We start from the raw sequence: 22,194 nt of genomic DNA on the forward strand, positions 1-22,194 counted from the left end.
CATGCAGACTTCAGAACAAAAAGTAAAATTTGCCGTGGTTGGTTGTGGCCATATAGGAAAACGCCATGCCGAAATGGTGAGCCGTAATAGTGAAAGCGAATTAGTGGCATTAATTGACGTAAAAGAGAAAGATCAACTGAATATTGATCATTTTGATGTGCCTTTTTTTAAGTCTCTTGAAGAATTTTTGCAATCCGGCATTGAGGCTGATGTAATAAACATAGCGTCCCCTAATGGATTTCATGCTAACCAGGCTTTGCAAGCCTTAGAAGCAAGAAAACATATCGTCATTGAAAAACCTATGGCATTAAATAAGTCTGATGCTGAAAAGGTAATTTTTAAAGCCCTGCATGTACATAAGCAAGTATTTGCCGTAATGCAAAACAGATATTCTCCTCCATCTGTCTGGGTAAAAGATTTGATTGAAAGCGGCAAGCTGGGAAAGATATTCATGGTACAATTAAATTGCTATTGGAACAGAGATAATCGCTATTATAAAAACGACAGTTGGCATGGTAAGAAAGATTTAGATGGAGGAACATTGTTTACCCAATTCTCACATTTCATTGATATCATGTACTGGTTGTTTGGTGATATTTCAAATATTCAGGCAAAGTTTAATGATTTTAACCATAAAGACTTGACAGACTTTGAAGATAGCGGGTTTGTTAATTTTGATTTTGTAAATGACGGCATGGGATGTATCAATTATTCTACCTCAATCTGGAATCAGAATCTGGAAAGTTCAATGACCATTATAGCGGAAAACGGGTCGGTTAAAATTGGCGGTCAATATATGGATAAAGTAGAGTATTGTCATGTGAAGGATTATGTTATGCCGGAATTAGCACCCACTAATCCGGGTAATGATTACGGCGCTTATAAAGGTTCAGCAGCAAACCACCATTATGTAATTGAAAATGTAGTTGATGTTTTAAAGGGAAGAGCAACTATTACCACCAACGCATTGGAAGGGTTAAAGATTGTTGATATCATTGAAAAAATTTATGCTCTTAAATAGAATAAAATGAACTTAAAAGATAGTAAGATATTAGTAATTGGAGGCGCCGGCTTTATTGGCAGTTTTGTAGTTTCTGAACTATTAAAAGAAGATGTAGCAGAAGTAGTCGTTTATGATAACTTTGCCAGAGGCCAAAAGGATTATTTAACAGAATCATTAAAAGATCCCAGGTGTAGCATTTTTCCTATCGGTGGAGATATTCGTGAAATTGATATTTTGAATGATGCCGTTAAGGGAAAGGACTATGTATTTTGTCTGGCTGCAATGTGGTTATTGCATTGCAAGGATTATCCCCGCACCGCATTTGAAGTAAATATGGCCGGTACTTTTAATGTGCTTGAAGCATGTGTGAAGAATAATATCAAGAAACTAATCTGGTCATCTTCAGCTTCTGTATATGGCGATGCTGTGCAGGTTCCTATGACTGAAGAGCACCCGTTTAATAATAAAAATTTCTACGGGGCAACTAAAATTGCAGGAGAAGCTATGGCTACTGCATTCTATGACCGTTATGGATTAGAGGTAATAGGATTGCGTTATATGAATGTTTATGGACCTCATCAAGATCAGACTGCTGCTTATACCGGCGTTATTCCTATTATGTTGAATAAAATTGATGCTAATGAAGCTCCCACAATTAATGGGGACGGAAGTCAGGCGTATGATTTTATTTATGTAGAAGATGTTGCGCGTTGCAATGTTGATGCCTTAAAAAGCGATACTCCATTCGGATTTTACAATGTGGGAACGGAAATTCAGACATCTATTAAAGAACTTTGCGATACTATTTTGCGTTTGAAAAATTCGGATCTTAAAGTTACTTATAAGCCATATTCAGAAGACGATGCCCGCCAATTTGTACAAAACAGAATCGGAAGCCGTCAAAAAGCCGAACAAGAACTTGGCTTTAAATATAAATACGAGCTTGAGGAAGGACTAAACAAATTGATTGAATGGCGTAGCCAAAACGTAGGCAAGAATTAAAATAATGTATCATTCAATAGGAATAGTAGGCGGAGGTATTGTGGGATTGGCCATTGCCTATAAATTGCAAAAACAATACCCAAATTCGAAGGTTACTTTATTCGAAAAAGAACCTCAGCTTGGTAAACATCAATCTGGTAGAAACAGTGGCGTACTCCATTGTGGTCTTTATTATGAGCCGGGATCTTTAAAAGCTAAATTAGCTGTTTCGGGAATTAAACAAATGACCGCTTTTTGCCGTGACCATGAAATTCCTCATGAAATTTGTGGAAAAGTAGTTGTGGCCTCTGATGCAAGGGAAGAAGGGTTTTTAAATAATTTATATGCCAGAGGAAAAGCAAATGGGCTTTCTGAATTAAAATACCTGACCAAAGAAGAGCTTGCAATAAGAGAACCTTTTGTAAAAGCTCATAAAGCATTATTGGTTCCCGAAGAAGGCATCGTTGATTATAAGGCTGTAATGCAACAACTTTCTTCATTGATTCTGGAATCTAACGGCAGTATTTTTCTTAATACTGAAATCCGGAAAGTCGAGGAACGTAATGATGGCATTGTTGTTAAAAGTAAAAATGGTGAGACCTGGCAATTTGATCTTTTAGTGAACTGTGCAGGTTTATATTCCGATAAAGTATTCTCAACATTTACCGGAGAGAAAAGACCATTAAGAATTATACCATTCAGGGGAGAATATATGATGCTAAAACCTGAAGCGGAGAAACTGGTAAATCATCTTATTTATCCGGTTCCGGATCCTGAATATCCTTTCCTGGGTATTCATTTTACCCGGATGATGGATGGAAGAAAAGAAGTTGGACCCAATGCGGTTTTTGCATTTAAACGAGAAGGGTATACCAATAGGGATTTCTCACTAAACGAAACGCTTGATGCAATAACCTATAAAGGTTTTGGAAATTTTATTTTTAAAAACTTTTCATTTTCAATGGGTGAATTAAACAGCTCCCTGTTTGTTAAAGCATTTTTAAAAAAAGCAAGAAAGTTAGTTCCTGATATATCTGAAAATGATTTTGAAAAAGGCTCTGCAGGTGTAAGAGCACAAGCTATGGATGCAAAAGGCAAATTGATTATGGATTTTAATGTGGTCAGGAAAGGAAAACAAGTTCATGTATTAAATGCTCCTTCACCTGGTGCTACAGCTTCTCTTGCCATTGCCGATTATATAATTGAAGAATACATAAAATAATATTCTTTAATATAATCCACCGAGCGAACAGTGCTAATATAAAAGATTCAAAAGAATGTGTGGTATAGCCGGAATATTAAATATTAACAGACAGCCAGTATCGCATCAGGAAATTATTCTGATGACAAATGCTCTTGCTCATCGCGGGCCTGATGGAGAAGGAACTTATATCGATGAATACATGGCTTTGGGTCATAGACGTTTAGCGATTCTCGACACATCTCCTAAAGGCGCTCAACCTATGGCCTCTAAAAATGGAGAATGGGTAATTATTTTTAATGGATGTATTTATAATTATCTTGAACTTAAACTGGAATTAAGAAATAAAGGGCATGAATTTATTTCCACATCAGATACAGAAGTATTAGCAGAAGGAATAAGTGAATATGGAATGGATTTCATGCACCGCCTGGACGGTATGTTTGCTGTAGCTGCCTGGCACAAACCATCTCAGACTTTATGGTTAAGCAGAGACAGGTTTGGGGTAAAGCCACTCTATTACCATTTCAAAAATGGCACTTTGCTATTTGCATCAGAAATTAAAGGCATTATTGCTCATCCTAAATATCAGGTACAACTCAATTATTCTGCGTTAAACGAATATTTTACTTTCCAGAATATGTTTAGTTTTAATACACTATTTGATGGAGTAAAAATGTTGCCGGCTGCCAATACTGTAAAAATAAATTTAGAAACAACAGATATCAAACATCAAAGTTGGTGGAATTATGATTTCACGCAACCGGATGATTCATTGACTTTTGAAGATGCAAAAGAAGAAACCATGCGTCTTTTTAAAAAGGCTGTTGCCAAGCAAATGGTAGCAGACGTTCCTGTTGGAAGTTATTTGTCTGGAGGAATGGATTCCGGATCTATAGCCTCGGTTGCAAGCCAGCATGTACCGCGATTATACACGTTTACCTGTGGCTTTGACATGAGCACAGTTACTGGCGTAGAGGCAAATTACGATGAACGTAGGGATGCAGAGCTTATGGCCAGCTATTTTAAAACAGAGCACTATGAGCAGGTCATTAATGCCGGAGATCTTCGATGGTCATTACCGAAGTTAGTGTGGCATTTGGAGGACCTCCGGGTGGGAATGAGTTATCCCAATTACTATATTAGTGGTTTAGCTTCCAAATTTGTTAAAGTGTGCTTACAAGGAACCGGAGGAGACGAATTGTTTGGCGGATATCCCTGGCGTTATTACAGGGTATTTCAATCCCTTAATCAAAAAGATTTCTTTGATCAATATTATGGATTCTGGCAACGCCTGGTGCCGGATGAGCAGAGGAAAGAGTTGTTTACAGATGTCATTGCAGGAAAGGTAGATGTGGGCGAACCAAGAAGAATATTTGAGAAGGTGTTTACTTTTAATTCAAATCTGAATTATGATACGCCTGAGCAGCATATAAATAATTCTCTTTATTTTGAAATTAAAACTTTTTTATCCGGCTTACTTTTAGTAGGCGACAAGTTATCAATGGCGCATGGCCTGGAAGAACGTTTCCCTTTTCTGGATAATGAATTGGTTAATTTTGCACAGAAGATCCCTATCAGGCATAAGCTGGGTAATCTGGAAAATATGAAGCGGATGGATGAGAATAAAGCCGGTAATAAGGTAAATGCTTATAGAGAATTCGATGACGGTAAAAATGTATTGAGAAAAGCAATGGGTAACTTTTTGCCCGAACAAATCATTAATCGTAAAAAACAAGGATTTAGTGCACCCGATGAAAGTTGGTACAGAGGAGAAAATGCTGATTATGTGAAAGAGCTTTTATTGAATAAAAAAACGGTGAGTTCTGAATTTATTAACCCAAAATACATGGAGAAAATAATAAATGAACATACTAATCAACGCATTAATCACCGATTACTTATATGGAGCTTTATGAACTTTGAATGGTGGTGCAGAATATTTCTTAATAATGAAAGTGTTTAGATGAAAAAAATATTAATAACAGGGGCAGGCGGATTAGTGGGAACTCATTTAATACAACTGCTGCAACAAGATAATATTATTTATACCATTTCGCAATCAATAATAAGCGAAAACAATATAAATATTGACCTTTCTAAAGAATGGGATATTGCATTATTGCCAAATGATATAGATGCTATAATCCATTTAGCTCAGAGCAGAAAATTCAGGCAATTCCCTGAAACAGCTACAGATATATTTTACACAAATACACTAAGCACTTTAAAATTAATTGATTTTGCTCACAAGACCGGAGTAAAGAAATTTATTTATGCATCATCAGGTGGCATTTATGGGACAGGTGATGTAGCTTTTATAGAATCTGATGCAATAACCTATCCGCAGAATCAAGGTTTCTATCTTACTTCTAAATATAGCAGTGAACTTATTTTGGATAATTATGCAAATCTTTTAGACATTGTTCAACTACGATTTTTCTTTGTATATGGTAATGGACAAGATCAAAGTATGTTAATACCAAGGCTTGTCGATTCCGTTAAAACAGGGAAACCTATAATATTGCAGGGGAAGGAAGGAATAAAAATAAATCCTATTCATGTTTCTGATGCTGTAAAAGCAATAAAAGATGCTATTGATATAAAAGGAAGCCATAAAATAAATATAGCGGGGCCGGAATCAATGACAATAAAGAGGATCGGTGAATTAATCGGAAGATTAACCCAACGAGAACCAAATTTTATTTATGAAGACGATAAGCCTGTAAAAAGTATTCTTGGAGATATTCAAAAAATGAAAGATGTCTTGCATGCACCAACTGTGACAGTTGAAGAAGGTATAAAATCAATAATTTAATATTTAGCAAATATGGAATCAAATAATACTTCGCGCAGTTTTAGTGATAAATGGCATAAAAACGCACAATTGGCTTTCAAAACTACATCTGACCCGCAATCAGAAGTTTTCAATTGGATTGTTGGTCGCAATGGATTTAAAGATGAACAAGGCTTGGTTAATTATTTGTCTGACAAAAAAAGAATTCTTGATGGTGGTTGTGGAAATGGCAGAGTAACTGCTCTCCTGCGAAAATATTCGAACCCGGAAACAACAGAAATTGTGGGCATTGATTTAACTGCGGCCGATGTTGCACAAGAAAATTTGTCTGATGAAAAAAATGTTCATTTCTATTCAAAAAATTTGCTTGATAACCTGGAAGATCTTGGCAAATTTGATTTTATATATTGTCAGGAAGTATTGCATCATACAGGTAATGCATTAAAAGGGTTCGAAAATTTAGTGCAGATTTTAGAACCAGGTGGAGAAATTGCAATTTATGTCTATAAGCAAAAGGCTCCGGTACGCGAATTTGTAGATGATTATATACGTGATAGAATTGCCGATTTGAGCTATGAGGAAGCTATAAAACATTGCGATCAACTAACTGAATTAGGTAAAGTGCTGTCAGAGCTTAAATTAAATATAAAAGTGCCCGCTGTCGATCTTTTGCAGATTGAAGCAGGCGAATATGATATTCAAAGATTTCTCTATCATTTTTTTGCAAAGCTTTTCTGGAATGATGCATATACATTTAATGAAAACTCAGTAATTAATTACGATTGGTATCATCCTATTGATTGTACAAGGCACACCATCGAAGAAGTCAGAGACTGGTTTAATCAAAGTGGCCTTGTTATTAATCATGAATGTGTTGATCATTATGGTATTACTGTAAAAGGAAAAAAAACAGATGAAAAATGATTTTACTTTACAAGGTTATGAAACCTTATTAAAGCAAGCTTTAGATTCCGGATATCAATTCTGTAGCTTTGAGAATATATATCAAGAAAATCTTGACAAAATATGTTATTTAAGACACGATATTGATGCAGATGTTACAGCCGCGTTTAAGCTTGCCGAAATTGAAAATAGCCTGGGAGTAAGAGCAACTTACTTCTTCATGTTGCGTTCACCTGTTTATAACTTATTTAGTAGATTTAATCAGAAGCTGGTTGAGAGAATAATTAAACTTGACCATCATATTGCATTGCATTTTGATGAGAATTTTGCTTGTGAAAGACCGGAACCTTTGCAAAATCAAATTGAACGTGAGTTGGATATACTTAATTCGAACTTTGGCATTAATACAAACATAGTTTCTTTTCACCAACCTTCGGAACGCATTTTGCAAAATAAAATTCAGCTTAAAAACATTATACACACTTACGATAAGCCTTTATTTAAGGATATTCATTACGTTTCAGATTCTAATAAAAACTGGAGAAATGATCATCCATTTGACACATTCAAAGAACAAACTGTTGATAAAATCCAACTTCTGATTCACCCGATGTGGTGGGTGTTTGAAAAGAACTATAATACAAGGACCGTTTGGAAAAAAACGCTCATTAATAATTTTAATTTGATGCAGAATCAAATTCTGGAAACAGAAGGAGCTTTTGGTGGTGCCGTAGAAATTAAGTTAAAAGATAAGTAATGTGTTTTATCGTTAGATTTTTTTTATAAATAAATATTTGTTCTTAATGAATTTTACAGTAGAAGATATCAAGCCAATAGTCAAAGAATGCATTGTTGAAGGAAATGAAACTATAATATTCAACAATGTAAAACCAATAGACGAGGCCAATGAAACATCATTAGCCTGGATTTCTTCTCAAAGAGCAGACAAAGAGGACTTAATTAAGAATACTAAAGCCCGTGTAATAATCTGTGATAATGATTTTGTTATTTATGATGATGCGGAGAAGAAGTTAAAGTGTTTTATTAGGGTAAAGAATCCAAGACTTAGTTTTTTAAGAATAGTTTCTGCCTTATTTGAACATAAAATTCTACCATCCATTCACGCTACTGCCGTAATTCATAACGAAGCAGTTATTGGTAAAAATGCTTATATAGGTCCTAATACTGTTATTGGAAAAAGTGTTATCGGTGAGAATGCAGTTATATTTGGAAACGTATTTATTTACGATGATGTAATTATAGGAAATCAAGTGGTAATAAATGCAGGTGTTACAATTGGCTCAAGTGGATTCGGATATTCTGAGAATGAAGAAGGAAACCTGGAGCGTTTTCCTCATATTGGAGGAGTCATTATAGGGGATAATGTAGAAATTGGTGCGAATTGTTCTATTGATCGCGGCACTTTAGGAAATACTATATTAGGTAATGATGTTAAATTAGATAACCTTGTTCATGTGGCGCATAATGTGAAAATTGGCAACAGATGTCTCTTGCCGGCAGCTTGTATGATTTCCGGTTCTGTTGATATTGGTGATGATGTCTGGATTGGACCTAATTCGAGTATATCTTCCAATATTAAAATTGAAAATAAGGGTTTTATTACAATTGGTGCTGTTGTTACAAAGAATGTAGCTTTTAATGAGAAAGTAACCGGAAACTTTGCCATTCCTCATGAGCAATTTATAAAAAATCTAAAAAGGCAAGACTAAAAGATATTCTATCCACTTTATAATGAACGTTTTATTTTTACCTGAGAATATTGCATCAATGCCAGCCATCACTATGGAGGCAATGAATAAAATAGAAGGGGTGCATGCAAAGGCACTTACAAAAAACATAAACAAATATCAGTCTGTTTCTGAAAATGTAATACATATACAACCACCATCTATTTCAAGACGAAAACCTATAAAATGGTTGGTACATAAATATAAATATAGAAAGCTGATTAGAAAATGGATTGATTGGGCTGATGTACTCCAATATACCTGGGGACCTGTATTTGATAATGGATCAGACTTAAAATACGCACATAAAAAGGGAAAGTTAATCTTTGTGGAATGGGTTGGGAGTGATATTCGTAAACCGAAATTTTTAAGTACTATAAACAAGTTTTTTAATCATGCCTGGCAAAACGGCTATGAGTATAAAGAATATGAAAGTGAGGAGCGATCAATAAAAATGCAAACCCTGTTTGCTCATTATAATGCTATACCTGTCGCTTTTCCTGAAATGAGTTTGTATTTGGAAAAAAAAATATTTAAAAAAACAATTCCTCTTTTCTACAGGATAAATGTATTCGATTTTGTGCCTGATTATCCCAGCGTTGAAAAACAAAGACCTCTTATTATTCATTCCCCTACAGCATTGGTAGCTAAAGGATCAAATATTATTTTTGAAGTAATCAAAGAATTGCAAGCTAAATATTCATTTGATTTTAAACTGTTAAATGATTTGCCCCGAAATGAAGTGTTGGAGATTATGGCGGGTGCAGACATTTTTATAGATCAGATTATTGTAGGCAGCTATGGTACCGCCGCAATGGAGGCGATGTCATTAGGAAAACCGGTTATGTGTTACATTATGCCTGAAACATTTGAAGCAGGAATGCCGAAAGAATGTCCGATCGTGAATTCAAGCCCTGATAATTTAAAGGAACAACTTATTAAACTTATTACTGATTCTAAGCTACGCTATGAAATTGGAATAAAGAGCAGGCAATTTGCTGAAAAGTACCATAATGTGGATAAAGTTGCTTTAGAGATGATTGAAATATATAAGAATACGTTCACTTCAAAAGGTAATTAATCCGGTTTGAATTTATGTCAATTAAAAGAGTTAAATCTTTAGCCAAGGATAGCCTTATATATGGTGTCTCAGGAATAATAACCAGATTAATTACCGTTTTTCTCGTTCCTATATATACCCATATATTTTCGCCTGAAGACTATGGAACGTTAAATATTATAAACACAACATTTGGACTTGTTGGTATGTTCGCAGTCTTTGCCTTGGATTCTGCTTGCGCAAGATGGTATTATGATACTACAGATGAAAGTGACAGAAAAACTACTTTTGCATCATGGTTTTGGTTTCAATTTGTAACATCCTGCATTTTCATTGTTCTTTTGATTGCAGCTACTCCACTTGCATCAAAACATTTATTAAAATTGCCGCTATCAATTGTATTTCCCCTTTGGTTGCTGCCTGCCGTTACTCTTATATTCAATATATTGCCCACAATGATCATAAATTGGTTTAGGTTGCATAACCGTCCTGTGGCTACTGTAACTTTTACCCTTACCCAATCAATAACTACAATAGGATTTACATTACTTTTTGTTGTAAAAATGAAAATAGGGCTCTTAGGGGTCTTTTATGCATTATTATTATCTGGCGCAATATTTAGTTTTGTTGCATTGTATCAAATGAAACGATGGCTTTTACCTCGTTACTTTAGTCGCAAAAGATTAATTGAAATGCTGCGTTTCTCTTCGCCTCTTATACCTGCTGCCTTAGCTTATTGGGTGCTGAATGCGACAGATGCTTATTTTATTTTATGGTTTAAAGATAAAATCGAAGTAGGATTATTTGCTATCGGAGCGTCATTGGCTTCAGGCGTGGCATTAATTACAGGAGCTTTCCAACAAGCATGGGGACCATTTGCTTATTCTATTATAGATGACCCGGATGCCCCAAAAACCTACGCTGAAGTTTTTTATATTTTTGGTGTCATTAGTAGTATTGTAATATTAGGGATGTTCCTTTTTTCACCCGAAGCACTTAGATTGCTTACCAGCCCAATGTATTACAGTTCGGCAAATGTGGCTGCTATTTTGAGCATAAGTGTAGTATTAACAGCATTTTCCTATATTGCATCCATAGGAACAAATATAGCAAAGGATACAAAGTCTTATGCTATTGGCATTTTTATAGCCGCTATTATTACCGTTATATTCGATATAGTTTTAATTCCTTATTGGGGAAAAGAAGGTTCTGCAATTGCTACAGTATTAGGACAAGTTATAGTGCCGATTTTTATATTTTATCGTGCGCAAAAGTTATATCCTATCCCATATCGTTTTGGCCCTGTGATCCTTATGCTTCTGCTTGCTATAAGTATTGGAATATTAACAAGTTATTGTATTGCAAAAGTTACATTCGGTTATGCGTTATTAATTAAACTTGTCGTATTTATTATGTACTTTGGTCTTCTTGGAGCAATCTCCAGGAAATATTTGATACTAATATTAGAAAAGCTAAAGGCAAAGAATAATTAAGAGTAACTACAGTAAAAAATTAGACGTAAATTTTAATGTTGACAAAAGCTAAAATACTAATCATTACCAATAGAAGTCTCGCCTCTGCCCCAAGAGTTATTAGAGAAATAGCAGCTTTAAAAAGTGATTTTGAAGTTACAGTTTATGGAGAGGGGAAACTGGTAGATTCTGATATTAGAACTTATGATTTTAATAAAGAATTGGAAGTCCCGTTTTTCGATAAAGTGCTCCGTAAATTAATACTTGCTGTAAAAAGAAAACCTACCATTTATTTACTTCCCTTCCTATATCTGAAACTTAAAAAGATACTTAAAAAAGAACAACCTGATATTGTAATTATTCATGAGCCTGATTGGTTAGTTTATTTGAAAACATTGAAAAGCAAATTGGGATTTAAGGTTACTCTTAATGCGCATGAATATTATCCGTTAGAGTTTGAAGACAGACCAGGATGGATGGAAACTATGGGAAAATATTATGATAAACTCTATGATAAATATTTACATGAAGCAGATTTGTTGATTAATGTTTGCGATAGTATTAGAAATAAATGTATTGAAGTGTATAATAAGGATTCTATTGTGATCCCTAATGCAGCATCTTTTTACGAAAATATAAAAGTAATAAAAACAGAAGCTGGGAACCCAATAAGAATGATACATCATGGAAGTTCAATAAGAGAGAGAAGATTGGAAATAATGATAGAGGCAGTTGAAGGGTTGGGTTCTGGTTACCAACTCGATTTAATGCTTGTTGATACGGATAAAAACTATCATAAAGAATTAGAAAAAAGAGTCATAGAATCCTCAAATGTTCGTATAGTTTCTCCCGTGCCTTTCAATCAGATTGTGCCTTTTTTGAATCAATATGATGTTGGCGTTTTTAATCTTCCACCTAATAACTTTAATTATAAGGTTGCTTTGCCCAATAAGTTATTTGAGTTTATACAAGCCAGACTTGCAATTCTTATAAGTCCGTCAATTGAAATGAAGAAAATTGTAGAACAATACGATTTGGGTTATATAACTCAAGGGTTTTCGGCAGCCGATTTTCGTACAGCTACTGTAGGACTTAATGCAGATAAAATTAATAAGTTTAAAGAAAATGCACATAGTAGTGCCGGGAAACTGTCGGCAGAATGCTATAATCAGCAGTTGTTAATTGCTTTTAAATCATTTTAGTTCAAAATTATTTACAAAATGTGTGGAATTGCCGGAGTTATAAGTAAAGATCCCAAACAAATTTCAATACAAAAATTGAAAGCCATGACAGATGTGATTTCGCATCGGGGCCCTGATGGCGAAGGACATTGGATTTCTTCAGAAGGCAATGTTGGGTTAGGTCACAGACGATTATCTATAATAGACCTGAGCCATGAGGCTGATCAGCCTATGCATTATCTTGGCAGATATTCAATTATATTTAACGGAGAAATTTATAATTATATAGAAATAAAAGAAACGCTTATTAAACAAGGTTATCAATTCAGAACACAATCGGATACTGAAGTGCTGATGGCTTTATATGATAAAGAAGGAGTCAATTGTTTACAACAATTAGACGGCATGTTTGCTTTTGTAATCTACGATTCACAAGAACAAAAAGTATTTTGCGCCAGAGATCGTTTTGGTGAAAAGCCCTTTCATTATAGTTATCAGCCCGGTCAATATTTTATTTTCGGTTCGGAAATGAAATCTCTTTGGAAGGGCGGCGTTAAGAAAAATATTCATAATCCCACTCTTTATAACTATATACAGTTTGGCGCTTTATATAATCCGGATAATCAGGCTCAAACATTCTATGAAGATATATACAGGCTTGAACAATCACATTATATCCTTATAGATGTAAAAACATTGGATTTAAAAAAGCAACGCTATTGGGATATCGATCTTTCTGTTCGAACTCAAATATCTGAGAAGAATGCTATTGAAAAGTTTAATGAACTGTTTTTTACTTCTGTTTCACGAAGACTAAGATCGGATGTTCCCGTAGGGAGTAGCCTTTCCGGAGGTTTGGATAGTTCAGCCGTAGTGTGCGCAATAGATCGATTGAATAAAGATAAAATGATTCATCAAAAAACCTTTTCAGCGCAATTTCCGGGATTTGCAAAAGATGAGGCATTTTATCAAAATTTGGTAATAGAACAGACTAAGGCAGATGGATACTTTACCTATCCGGATGCTGAAAAAATGTTGCAGGAATTGGACCGTGTTTTTTATCATCAGGAAGAGCCTTTTGGTTCTTCAAGTATAATGGCGCAATTTGAAGTTTACAAGCTTGCCAAAGAAAAGGATGTTACTGTTTTATTGGATGGACAAGGGGCGGATGAGGTGTTGGCTGGCTATTATGGTTATTTTGTCCCGTTTTTTAATGAAATCCGGGGTAATAGAACTTTATTCAAAGAGCAGTTTAATGCTTACCAAAATCTTCACAAAACAAACACAATAAATGTCCTTCATAAAAATGACCTGAAATCCCAGGTTCGTAATGCTATGCCCGGTTTTTATGAAGTTTTGGGAAGGTGGAAGAGCAGATTAAAAGCAAATGGAACCGTTATCAACAAGGATTTTTTTGAAGCAAATAAAAGACAATCTGTTATTCCATCTCCATCATTTAAGAATCTTAATAAATCGCTTTATCATTCATTACTGAATGGTAGCTTGCAGGAACTGCTCAGATATGCCGATCGCAATTCAATGGCACATTCGTTGGAAGTACGTTTACCATTTCTAAATCATCAATTTGTAGAGTTTGTATATAGTCTTCCAATTCAATATAAAATAAATGAAGGTTGGACGAAGTATATAATGAGAAAGGCATTTGAGCCTATTTTGCCATCTGAAATAACATGGAGGATTGACAAAATCGGTTATGAGCCTCCTCAAAAAAAGTGGATGGAACAACAGGAAATTCAAGATAACATTAGAGAAGCAAAAAAAGTATTGGTTGAACAAAATATACTTGAATCTTCAGTCTTAAATCAACCTATAAAAGCAGCAGATGCTGCAGACGGCCAGGATCAGGATTGGAAATATTATATGGCAGCTAAAATCTTTGGATAGTCAAATTTTGCTTTAGGAATTATGGAAAAAGTTTTAATAATTGCAACTCTTTGGCCTCCAAACAGCACAACAGGCATGTATAGAACGAAAGGGTTTGTCAATAATTTACGTCAATCAGGATATGAACCAGTTTTGCTAACCTTAAATTGGTCTGGAACTCAGTCGGAACAAGATTATATTATCGAAGATTACAATGGAATTAAGATATTTAAAGTCAGTCATAGAGAAAGCATTACTAAAAGAATAAATAAAGCTTTTGAAAAAAAATTCGGAGTTATACGCAAAGTATATAACTTGATAGATAAAGTACTTTGGACAAAAGGCATTTGGGCTTTTCAGGAATATAAAAAGATTTTCAGAGTTTCTAAAATTGTGATGAAAGAAAACCCCGGTATAAAAAAGGCTATTATAATATCAGACCCTTATCAATTGTATTATATTGGCTATTACCTTAATAAAAAGTACGGAGTTAACTGGATTGCCGATTATAGAGATGCCTGGACTACAATGGAATTTAACGAAGGTTATACGCCTGAATCTCGAATAGCTGTAAAATTAAGATTATGGCTCGAGTCAGATGCTGAGAAAAAATGGGTTGGGACTGCAAAATATGTCACATCCGTTTCGGATCATTATTCGAGGCGAATTTCTGAGCTCGTAGGGTTGCCATATAAGACAATATACAATGGGTTTTTTGAATCTGAACTAAAGCTTTATCATTTTAAAAAATCAAGCGGGAAAATAGTTATTGTATATAACGGGACTCTGTATGTTAATCAGAAAATAGAAATATTCTTGGATGGATTTAAGAGTTTTATTGACTCAGCCAAACATGTTGATATAGAAGTCAGATTTATTGGTGCCGGTAATTCTATCGAATCCTGCGAGACCATATCAAAGCATCTAAAAGGATATGAAAAACATTATTACATTTCCAAAAGAGTCAGCAAACTTGAATTAATTAATGAGATAAATAATGCCGATATGTTATTATTGGTTTCTCATAGCAAAAAATATAAAGGAGTAGCCACCAGTAAAATCTTTGATTATTTTGCTTCCCAAAAGCCGGTAATCTGTTGCCCTGGCGATGGAGATGTTGTTGAAAAATTATTGACTGCATCCGGGCAAGGCTTTTTTGCAAACTCTTCTAAAGAAGCAGAAGAGTTATTGTCTTCTTTAGTTGAGCAAATTCAAAAAGATGGAAAGATAAAATATGATTTCAATTTCGAGGAAACACTTAAGTATTCCCGCGAAAATCAAACAAAAGAAATGGCTGCTTTACTGGATACACTATGATACATTTCTGACAACAAGCAAAAGCAACTACCTTTGCTCAGGTTGATGTACAAAACTAAGTAAAACAACACATGAAGATAGCTTTAATCGGAAGTAAAGATTATGACAGTTTGGAATATCATATTAATGATTCGTTGACTTTTCTTGGTCACGAAGTTTTTCATATTGATATTAAAGATGTAATCAGACTTCCTTATCGCTACAACTACTGGGCCGTAAGACTCTTTCCGAAATACGATGCCCAAATATTTAAAAGAATAGCTGATAAGGTAATTGAACAAAAGCCCGATTTGGTAATTGCTACTTATCGATTTATACATCCTGATTGCATAAGAGCTATAAAGGAAAATTTATCAAATGTAAAGGCAATACATATAAATCCTGATGCACTTACTACGTTTGAACATCAGCAAGTATTTGCATCGCCTTATGACGCCTTTTTTACAAAGGACCATTATATTGTTCATTTTATGAGAGATAAAATGAAACTAAATGCTTTTTATTTGCCCGAAGCACTAAACGCAAGAGTGCATAAGCCATTAGATAGAAACAGAGAAGAAATAGAAAAAGAGATTGATATTGATGTAACAGCTTTTGGTACTATGTATCCTTATCGTGCAAAAATGGTAAGCGAATTAATTAAAGCCGGAGTAAATGTTTCTTTATTTGGTGTGCCGGACAAAAGATTTCCTTTACCGGAAATAACAAAGAATTTCAGGAATGAATATATAACAGGTAATAGAAAAGCGGAGGTTTTATATGGTTCTAAAATTATTTTTAACAACTTTCATTATGCCGAAATAGAATCTGCTAATGCAAAGTTTTTTGAAATAAACGGCATTGGAGGATTTCAACTTTGTGATTATAGAGCTGTACTGAAAGAATATTCAGCAATAGATGTAGAGAAAGTAACTTTTGTAACTATTGATGAAGCTATTGAAAAAGTAAAATATTATCTGACACACCCGCAAGAACGATACAATATTGCTAAGACTCAAATGCAGCATTTTCATAATAATCATACTTATGAACATCGCATGAAATATATATTTGAAATGATAAATAGTATTTAAGCGATGTTCATATACTTCTTTGTTATATTCACGTTGTCTTTTTTTGCAATTATTGAAGTAAATATTCAGGAATATTTTAAAAAGAAAACGGTAGATATTTTTTTCATTCCAATTACATGGCTACTGATAGTAGGGATGATGGCGCTTCGATGGGATATGGGGACTGACTGGAAACCTTACTTAAGTTTTTTTGAAAGATTTGCTAACTGGGAAGAGTTTTATAACGGACCGCCGATCTTTGAAAAAGGCTTCTGGTTGTTGAATATTTTCGCAAAAAATATTTATAATAACTATACTTTTTTGTTATTTATCATAGAAGGTACGTTTTTCACGCTTTTGTTTAGGTTTTTTAAATTTTCTACCCCTTATGTTTTGTTATGCATATTGTTATATTTTGGTCTTAATATAGGTATTACAGGATCCCACAGGCAACTTTTAGCACTGGTAATATGCCTTTCAGGGTTGAAAAGTTTAATAGAAGGTAATAAACTAAAATTTATTGGATTAGTCATCCTTGCCTTTTTCTTTCATGCTTCAGCTTTGCTTTTCCTAATCTTTTTATTTCTAAACATTAGTATTCCGATTGCAATAATTATAACTGTTATTGGTGCTTGTTTTATTATAGGCCAGACGAAGTTACCGTTTGTTATATTTTCTTCTTTAGCAGGAATAAGTGAACATAATGCGGAAAAAGTTGATGCTTATATTAAAAGTGCCGAAAGCGAACTGTCAAGGGCGCAGGTATCAACAATGGGGATAGTAAAGAAAATTCTATTGCCATCTATATTCTTGCTTACAAGAAAAAAAATTGTAGAAAAATATAAATACTATAACTATTTTTTAAATGGATATCTTTTTGGTGTAGCTTTTTATTTTTTATTTTTTAAAAGTTTGTTGGTAATGGTAAGCCGTGGGAGTTTATACTTTAATAGCATGGAACCTATATTACTTTCCTTACAGCTTTCTATCATAAAAGACAAGAAAATAAAAAACATAGTTTTATTTGCGCTTTGCCTATTTGCTATAGTATTCTTTTTCCAGTCTATCAAGTCATATCCTGACTTGTTTATACCTTATAAAAGTGTATTCGAGAAAGAGTAGAAGATTGAAAATTTCGAATTATTAGACGCGAGTCGTAAACTATGAATATCATTTACTTTGGAAACGGGTCCTTTAAAGCTCACAAAAGGGGAATAGAGAATGTCATTGATATTCAAATCAAGTCTGTGCCTTTTAAAAAAATCTATTACCTCCATTGGGGAAGCAGCAACACATCATATAAACATGAGAAATACATTTGCATCTCTCTCAAAAATTCATTCACTCTTTTTTTTGCCATTAATAAAATTTTAAAAAGAATTAAATCTCCTGACACAATAATTCATTCGCATAATCCGCTAATGAGTTTTTGTTACCTGGGTAAAACGGATATTTTTTCTGTTCACGACGGACTTTTTTATCAGGCTAAGAGTGAAGGAGCCGGCTTATTTAAATTATTTGCCTTTTATTTAATTGAAAAAGTAAATTATCGAAGAGCAGGAATCGTTCATTTCATTTCGGTATTTACCAAAAAAATGAGTCTTTTTGGAAATAAAAGCAATTATTGCATTATTCCAAACACTTCATTTATGGAACAGGATGTAGTTATGGACGAGCTTAGGCCAAATCTTCCTCTTGATGATATTGAAAATAAAATAATTAACGTACTATCTGTACGCAGTATAGAAGAGAGAGCCCGATTCGATTTACTATTGGCTGTTGCACAAAAGTTGAAGAAAACGCATCAATTTACTGTTGCTGGTAAAGGGCCTCTATTAGAATTTTATAAAAATGAAGTAATCAGAAAAGGCATTAAAAATCTGGAATTTCTTGGGTTTGTTTCTGATGCACAACTTAAGACATTATATAAACAAACGGATTTAGTGCTTACCCTGGCTCAATATGGCGAAGGGTTTGGACTTCCGATTATAGAAGGTTATTTGTTTAATAAACCGGTATATGCTTCGGATGTATGTGCAATGCCGGAAGTAATCATTAATAACGATTATATATTTGACAATACTACTGAATCCATAGTGGCAAAACTGCAACAACCAAAATTTATGAGTGGAATGGCGTATCGTTTGTATTATGATAATAAATATGCTAATGGTATTATTTTGCAACAAGTTAAGAATTTGTATGAAACAATTCTTTAATTTCGTTCTTCCTCCTTCAATCTGATTGCAGTATTCATATAAATGGGTCAATTTAAATACAATATCTTTATCAATGCCACTGCCATACAACCGGGTGGTGGGCACACTATATTATTACAGTTTCTTAAAGCTTATACCGAACACCCTTTACCCGATACAAGGGTTTTTGTATTTAATAGCATTGGACTTAAAGATTACTTATCTCCGGAAATCATTTCGGTAGAAATGCCCATTTTTAATTTTCTACAACGCATTTATTGGGATTCGGCAGGTATGAAACAATGGGCTTCTAAAAACAATATAAGGCCTGATCTCCTATTATCGTTTCAAAATACAGGTGTCCGTTTTCCGGGTATTCCGCAAATTATATATTTACAACAGAGCATCCCTTTTACAAAACATCAATGGAATCCATTTAAAAAAGGACAACGTAACTTGTGGAGGTATAAAAATATTTATTCATTTTTCATTGGGCTTTATCTTTTCAAATACACGCATGTTGTTGTCCAGACGAAATGGATGAAGCAAGCATTTCTGAAGAAATTCAATACCCATAATCCTGAAAAGGTGCATGTGTTTTCTCCGGAAATTGATATAGTCGATGTTAATGAAATTCATGTTGAGGATTTTGATGCCATTGAGCCGTCTACATTCAACTTTTTTTATCCGGCCACATCTTTCATTTATAAAAATCACATTGAAATAATAAAAGCTTTTGCTGCAATCAAAAAGGAAAACAAGCTTGGAAACATACGATGTTATTTCACAATATCCTTCGATGAATTAAGCAAAGAAGCGCAGCAGCTTATTATAATCAATGAACTTTATTCAAATTTTGTATTTTTGGGTGCGCTATCGCTCAGACAGGTATATTACTATTACACGAGTTTAGATGCGTTGATTTTTCCAAGTTATATTGAAACTATCGGACTTCCTTTGATAGAAAGTGCAGGTTGTGGGCTGCCCATTCTGGTGGCTGATGAACCTTATTCAAGAGAAGTTTTGAAAAGCTATGACAATGTAAGGTATGCAAAGACAAAGGACACCGATGATTGGAAAAACAAGATATACGAGGTTTTAGAATTAAAGAAAACATATCCCCAAAAAATCAGGATATCAGAAGAAGGTTGGCAAAACATGCTTCAGCTGACTGAATTCTTGATAAAGACATAAAAGATGTTACAAAACAAAATATTGCTTATAACGGGAGGGACAGGTTCCTTTGGGAACGCGGTGCTTCAGCGATTTTTACATACCGACCATTTCAGCGAAATCAGAATTTTTAGCAGGGACGAGAAGAAACAACATGATATGAGGATTGCAATGAACAATCCGAAACTGAAATTCTATATTGGTGATGTAAGAGATTATAATAGCGTTGAAATGGCAATGAGAGGTGTCGATTATGTTTTTCATGCCGCCGCATTAAAACAGGTTCCCTCTTGTGAATTTTTTCCGATGGAAGCCACCAAAACCAATGTTTTTGGTACGCAAAATACCATTGATGCAGCTATTGCCAACAATGTAAAAAAAGTTATTTGCCTTAGCACCGATAAAGCTGCCTATCCGATTAACGCAATGGGCATTTCTAAAGCATTAATGGAAAAGGTAGCTATTGCTTCATCCAGAAATCTTAAAGAAGATGCCACAACCGTTTGCCTTACCCGTTATGGAAATGTAATGGCCTCCAGAGGTTCGGTCATACCACTGTTTTTAGATCAAATCAAAAAAGGAGAACCATTAACAATAACAGATCCCAATATGACACGGTTTTTGATGTCATTGGAAGAAGCTGTTGATTTGGTGCTTTTTGCTTTTGAAAATGGCAAGCAGGGCGATTTGTTTGTACATAAGGCACCTGCGGCTACAATCGGCGACCTTGCCAATGCTATTTTAGCCTTAAGCAATACTTCGAATGAAATTAAAATAATTGGTACGAGGCATGGAGAAAAGCTATATGAAACACTTTGTACACGTGAAGAAATGACAAAGGCCGAAGATCTTGGCAAGTTTTATAGAATTCCTGCCGATAACAGGGATTTGAATTATAACCAATATTTTTCCGAAGGGGAAGCCGAAATGGCAACTGTCGAAGATTTTCACTCACATAATACAGAACGCTTAAATGTAAATCAGGTTAAAGAGCTGCTTAAAGAACTTCCTATTATCAGAAAGCAAATATTCGGTGAAGCAATTACCTATGATTCATTTTAAGTAACAATTTTATTCTGTAAAGATTTAGTAATGACAAAATTAAAAGTTGCTACCGTAGTCGGTACCCGCCCTGAAATAATCCGGTTGGCGGAATGTATTAAGAAGTGTGACCAATACTTTGATCATGTTTTGATTCATACCGGCCAGAACTATGATTATACGCTTAATGAAATTTTTTTCGAAGATTTACAGCTGCGCAAACCTGATTATTTCTTAAATGTTGCAGGTGAAAACCTGGGGCAAACTATTGGGAACGTTATTGCCAAATCATACGAAATATTAGCAGCAGAAATGCCGGATGCTTTGCTGGTTTTAGGTGATACCAACAGTGTGTTATGTACTATTGCAGCGAAAAGATTGAAAATTCCGATTTTCCACATGGAAGCAGGAAACAGATGTTTTGATCAGAATGTTCCGGAAGAAATTAACAGGAAAATTTCAGATCATATCAGTGATATTAATCTGACATATACAGAACACAGCAGGCGTTATTTGCTAAGTGAAGGATTTAGAAAAGACCATGTATTTGTTACCGGCTCACCACTTAGGGAAGTGCTTTCAAAATACCAATCTAAGATTAACGGCAGCGATGTGCTAAGCAAGTTAAAACTTGAAAAGGAAAAATATTTTGTAGTAAGCGCACATCGCGAAGAAAATATTGACCTGAAGAATCATTTCGAAATTTTAGTTGAAAGTTTGAATGCTGTTGCAGAACAATACCAGCTTCCTATCATTTTCTCTACACATCCGCGCACTCAAAAACGGATTGAAGCGAACGGAACTACCTTTCATCCATTAATTACAAATATCGCTCCTCTTGGATTTTTCGATTATGTACACCTGCAGCAGAATGCTTATGTTGTTTTGTCTGACAGCGGTACTATAAGTGAAGAATCTGCTATGATGAACTTTCCGGCGGTAAGTATCCGGACCAGTACAGAACGACCTGAAGCGGTTGACGCAGGTACTATTGTTTTAGGCGGTATTTCAAAGGATCAGATTTTAAATGCAATAGAGATTACAAAAGGGCTTTCCATAAACAAGGATACAAAACTGCCATGGGAATATACCGTAGAAAATACTTCAGAGAGAGTTATAAAAGTGATTCAAAGTTATACGCCTATTATAAATAAGGTAATTTGGGACAAGGCTAATTAGTTTT

General features: G+C 34.5%; 19 protein-coding genes. All 19 read left to right on the forward strand.

Going from position 1 to position 22,194, the window contains the following annotated elements; genetic code table 11:
* Position 1 precedes the first annotated feature (1 nt).
* The 19 genes from F0919_RS14620 (at position 2) to wecB (ending at position 22,190) form a co-directional block, all read left to right on the forward strand.
* Positions 2 to 1,021 carry a Gfo/Idh/MocA family protein gene (locus F0919_RS14620; protein ID WP_150033507.1) on the forward strand — a complete coding sequence of 340 codons (1,020 nt, stop codon included), beginning with the start codon at positions 2 to 4 and terminating at the stop codon, positions 1,019 to 1,021.
* Positions 1,022 to 1,027: 6 nt separating this feature from the next.
* Positions 1,028 to 2,005, forward strand: a complete 978-nt coding sequence (locus F0919_RS14625) for an NAD-dependent epimerase/dehydratase family protein (protein ID WP_150033508.1) — start codon at positions 1,028 to 1,030, stop codon at positions 2,003 to 2,005.
* Between the two features lie 4 nt (positions 2,006 to 2,009).
* Positions 2,010 to 3,206, forward strand: a complete 1,197-nt coding sequence (lhgO, locus tag F0919_RS14630; protein ID WP_150033509.1) for an L-2-hydroxyglutarate oxidase — start codon at positions 2,010 to 2,012, stop codon at positions 3,204 to 3,206.
* 55 nt (positions 3,207 to 3,261) lie between these two features.
* Positions 3,262 to 5,151: an asparagine synthase (glutamine-hydrolyzing) gene (gene asnB, locus F0919_RS14635; protein WP_150033510.1), complete on the forward strand. Its 1,890-nt coding sequence runs from the start codon at positions 3,262 to 3,264 to the stop codon at positions 5,149 to 5,151.
* Positions 5,152 to 6,003 carry an NAD-dependent epimerase/dehydratase family protein gene (locus F0919_RS14640; protein ID WP_150033511.1) on the forward strand — a complete coding sequence of 284 codons (852 nt, stop codon included), beginning with the start codon at positions 5,152 to 5,154 and terminating at the stop codon, positions 6,001 to 6,003. It abuts the gene before it with no gap.
* Between the two features lie 12 nt (positions 6,004 to 6,015).
* Positions 6,016 to 6,906, forward strand: coding sequence for a class I SAM-dependent methyltransferase (locus tag F0919_RS14645; protein ID WP_150033512.1), 891 nt, complete (start codon positions 6,016 to 6,018; stop codon positions 6,904 to 6,906).
* Entirely contained in the window at positions 6,896 to 7,642 is a 747-nt protein-coding gene (locus F0919_RS14650; RefSeq protein ID WP_150033513.1) for a polysaccharide deacetylase family protein, read from the forward strand. The genes F0919_RS14645 and F0919_RS14650 overlap by 11 nt, the downstream gene beginning before the upstream one ends.
* 46 nt (positions 7,643 to 7,688) lie before the next feature.
* On the forward strand, positions 7,689 to 8,615 hold the full coding sequence (locus F0919_RS14655) for a UDP-3-O-(3-hydroxymyristoyl)glucosamine N-acyltransferase (RefSeq protein WP_150033514.1): 927 nt from the start codon (positions 7,689 to 7,691) through the stop codon (positions 8,613 to 8,615).
* 22 nt (positions 8,616 to 8,637) lie between these two features.
* On the forward strand, positions 8,638 to 9,714 hold the full coding sequence (locus F0919_RS14660) for a glycosyltransferase (protein WP_150033515.1): 1,077 nt from the start codon (positions 8,638 to 8,640) through the stop codon (positions 9,712 to 9,714).
* A gap of 14 nt (positions 9,715 to 9,728) precedes the next feature.
* On the forward strand, positions 9,729 to 11,186 hold the full coding sequence (locus F0919_RS14665; protein WP_150033516.1) for a lipopolysaccharide biosynthesis protein: 1,458 nt from the start codon (positions 9,729 to 9,731) through the stop codon (positions 11,184 to 11,186).
* Positions 11,187 to 11,221: 35 nt separating this feature from the next.
* Entirely contained in the window at positions 11,222 to 12,367 is a 1,146-nt protein-coding gene (locus tag F0919_RS14670; RefSeq protein WP_150033517.1) for a glycosyltransferase, read from the forward strand.
* Positions 12,368 to 12,385: 18 nt separating this feature from the next.
* Positions 12,386 to 14,251: an asparagine synthase (glutamine-hydrolyzing) gene (gene asnB, locus F0919_RS14675; RefSeq protein ID WP_150033518.1), complete on the forward strand. Its 1,866-nt coding sequence runs from the start codon at positions 12,386 to 12,388 to the stop codon at positions 14,249 to 14,251.
* A 21-nt stretch (positions 14,252 to 14,272) separates the two neighbouring features.
* Positions 14,273 to 15,547: a glycosyltransferase gene (locus F0919_RS14680; protein WP_150033519.1), complete on the forward strand. Its 1,275-nt coding sequence runs from the start codon at positions 14,273 to 14,275 to the stop codon at positions 15,545 to 15,547.
* A gap of 71 nt (positions 15,548 to 15,618) precedes the next feature.
* Complete coding sequence (locus F0919_RS14685) at positions 15,619 to 16,620, forward strand: CgeB family protein (protein ID WP_150033520.1); 1,002 nt, start codon at positions 15,619 to 15,621, stop codon at positions 16,618 to 16,620.
* A gap of 33 nt (positions 16,621 to 16,653) precedes the next feature.
* The gene (locus F0919_RS14690) at positions 16,654 to 17,721 is read left to right on the forward strand and encodes an EpsG family protein (protein WP_190277401.1); all 1,068 of its coding nucleotides are present in this window, start codon (positions 16,654 to 16,656) and stop codon (positions 17,719 to 17,721) included.
* Positions 17,722 to 17,762: 41 nt separating this feature from the next.
* Positions 17,763 to 18,818 carry a glycosyltransferase family 4 protein gene (locus F0919_RS14695; RefSeq protein ID WP_150033522.1) on the forward strand — a complete coding sequence of 352 codons (1,056 nt, stop codon included), beginning with the start codon at positions 17,763 to 17,765 and terminating at the stop codon, positions 18,816 to 18,818.
* A 42-nt stretch (positions 18,819 to 18,860) separates the two neighbouring features.
* Positions 18,861 to 19,991: a glycosyltransferase gene (locus F0919_RS14700; protein WP_150033523.1), complete on the forward strand. Its 1,131-nt coding sequence runs from the start codon at positions 18,861 to 18,863 to the stop codon at positions 19,989 to 19,991.
* A gap of 3 nt (positions 19,992 to 19,994) precedes the next feature.
* Positions 19,995 to 21,032 (forward strand): polysaccharide biosynthesis protein, encoded by a 1,038-nt coding sequence (locus tag F0919_RS14705; protein WP_150033524.1) that lies wholly within the window; start codon positions 19,995 to 19,997, stop codon positions 21,030 to 21,032.
* 30 nt (positions 21,033 to 21,062) lie between these two features.
* Positions 21,063 to 22,190, forward strand: coding sequence for a non-hydrolyzing UDP-N-acetylglucosamine 2-epimerase (gene wecB / locus F0919_RS14710; RefSeq protein ID WP_150033525.1), 1,128 nt, complete (start codon positions 21,063 to 21,065; stop codon positions 22,188 to 22,190).
* Positions 22,191 to 22,194: the final 4 nt, after the last annotated feature.

It is taken from the genome of Taibaiella lutea (assembly GCF_008629695.1).
GTDB classification, from domain to species: Bacteria; Bacteroidota; Bacteroidia; order Chitinophagales; family Chitinophagaceae; genus Taibaiella; species Taibaiella lutea.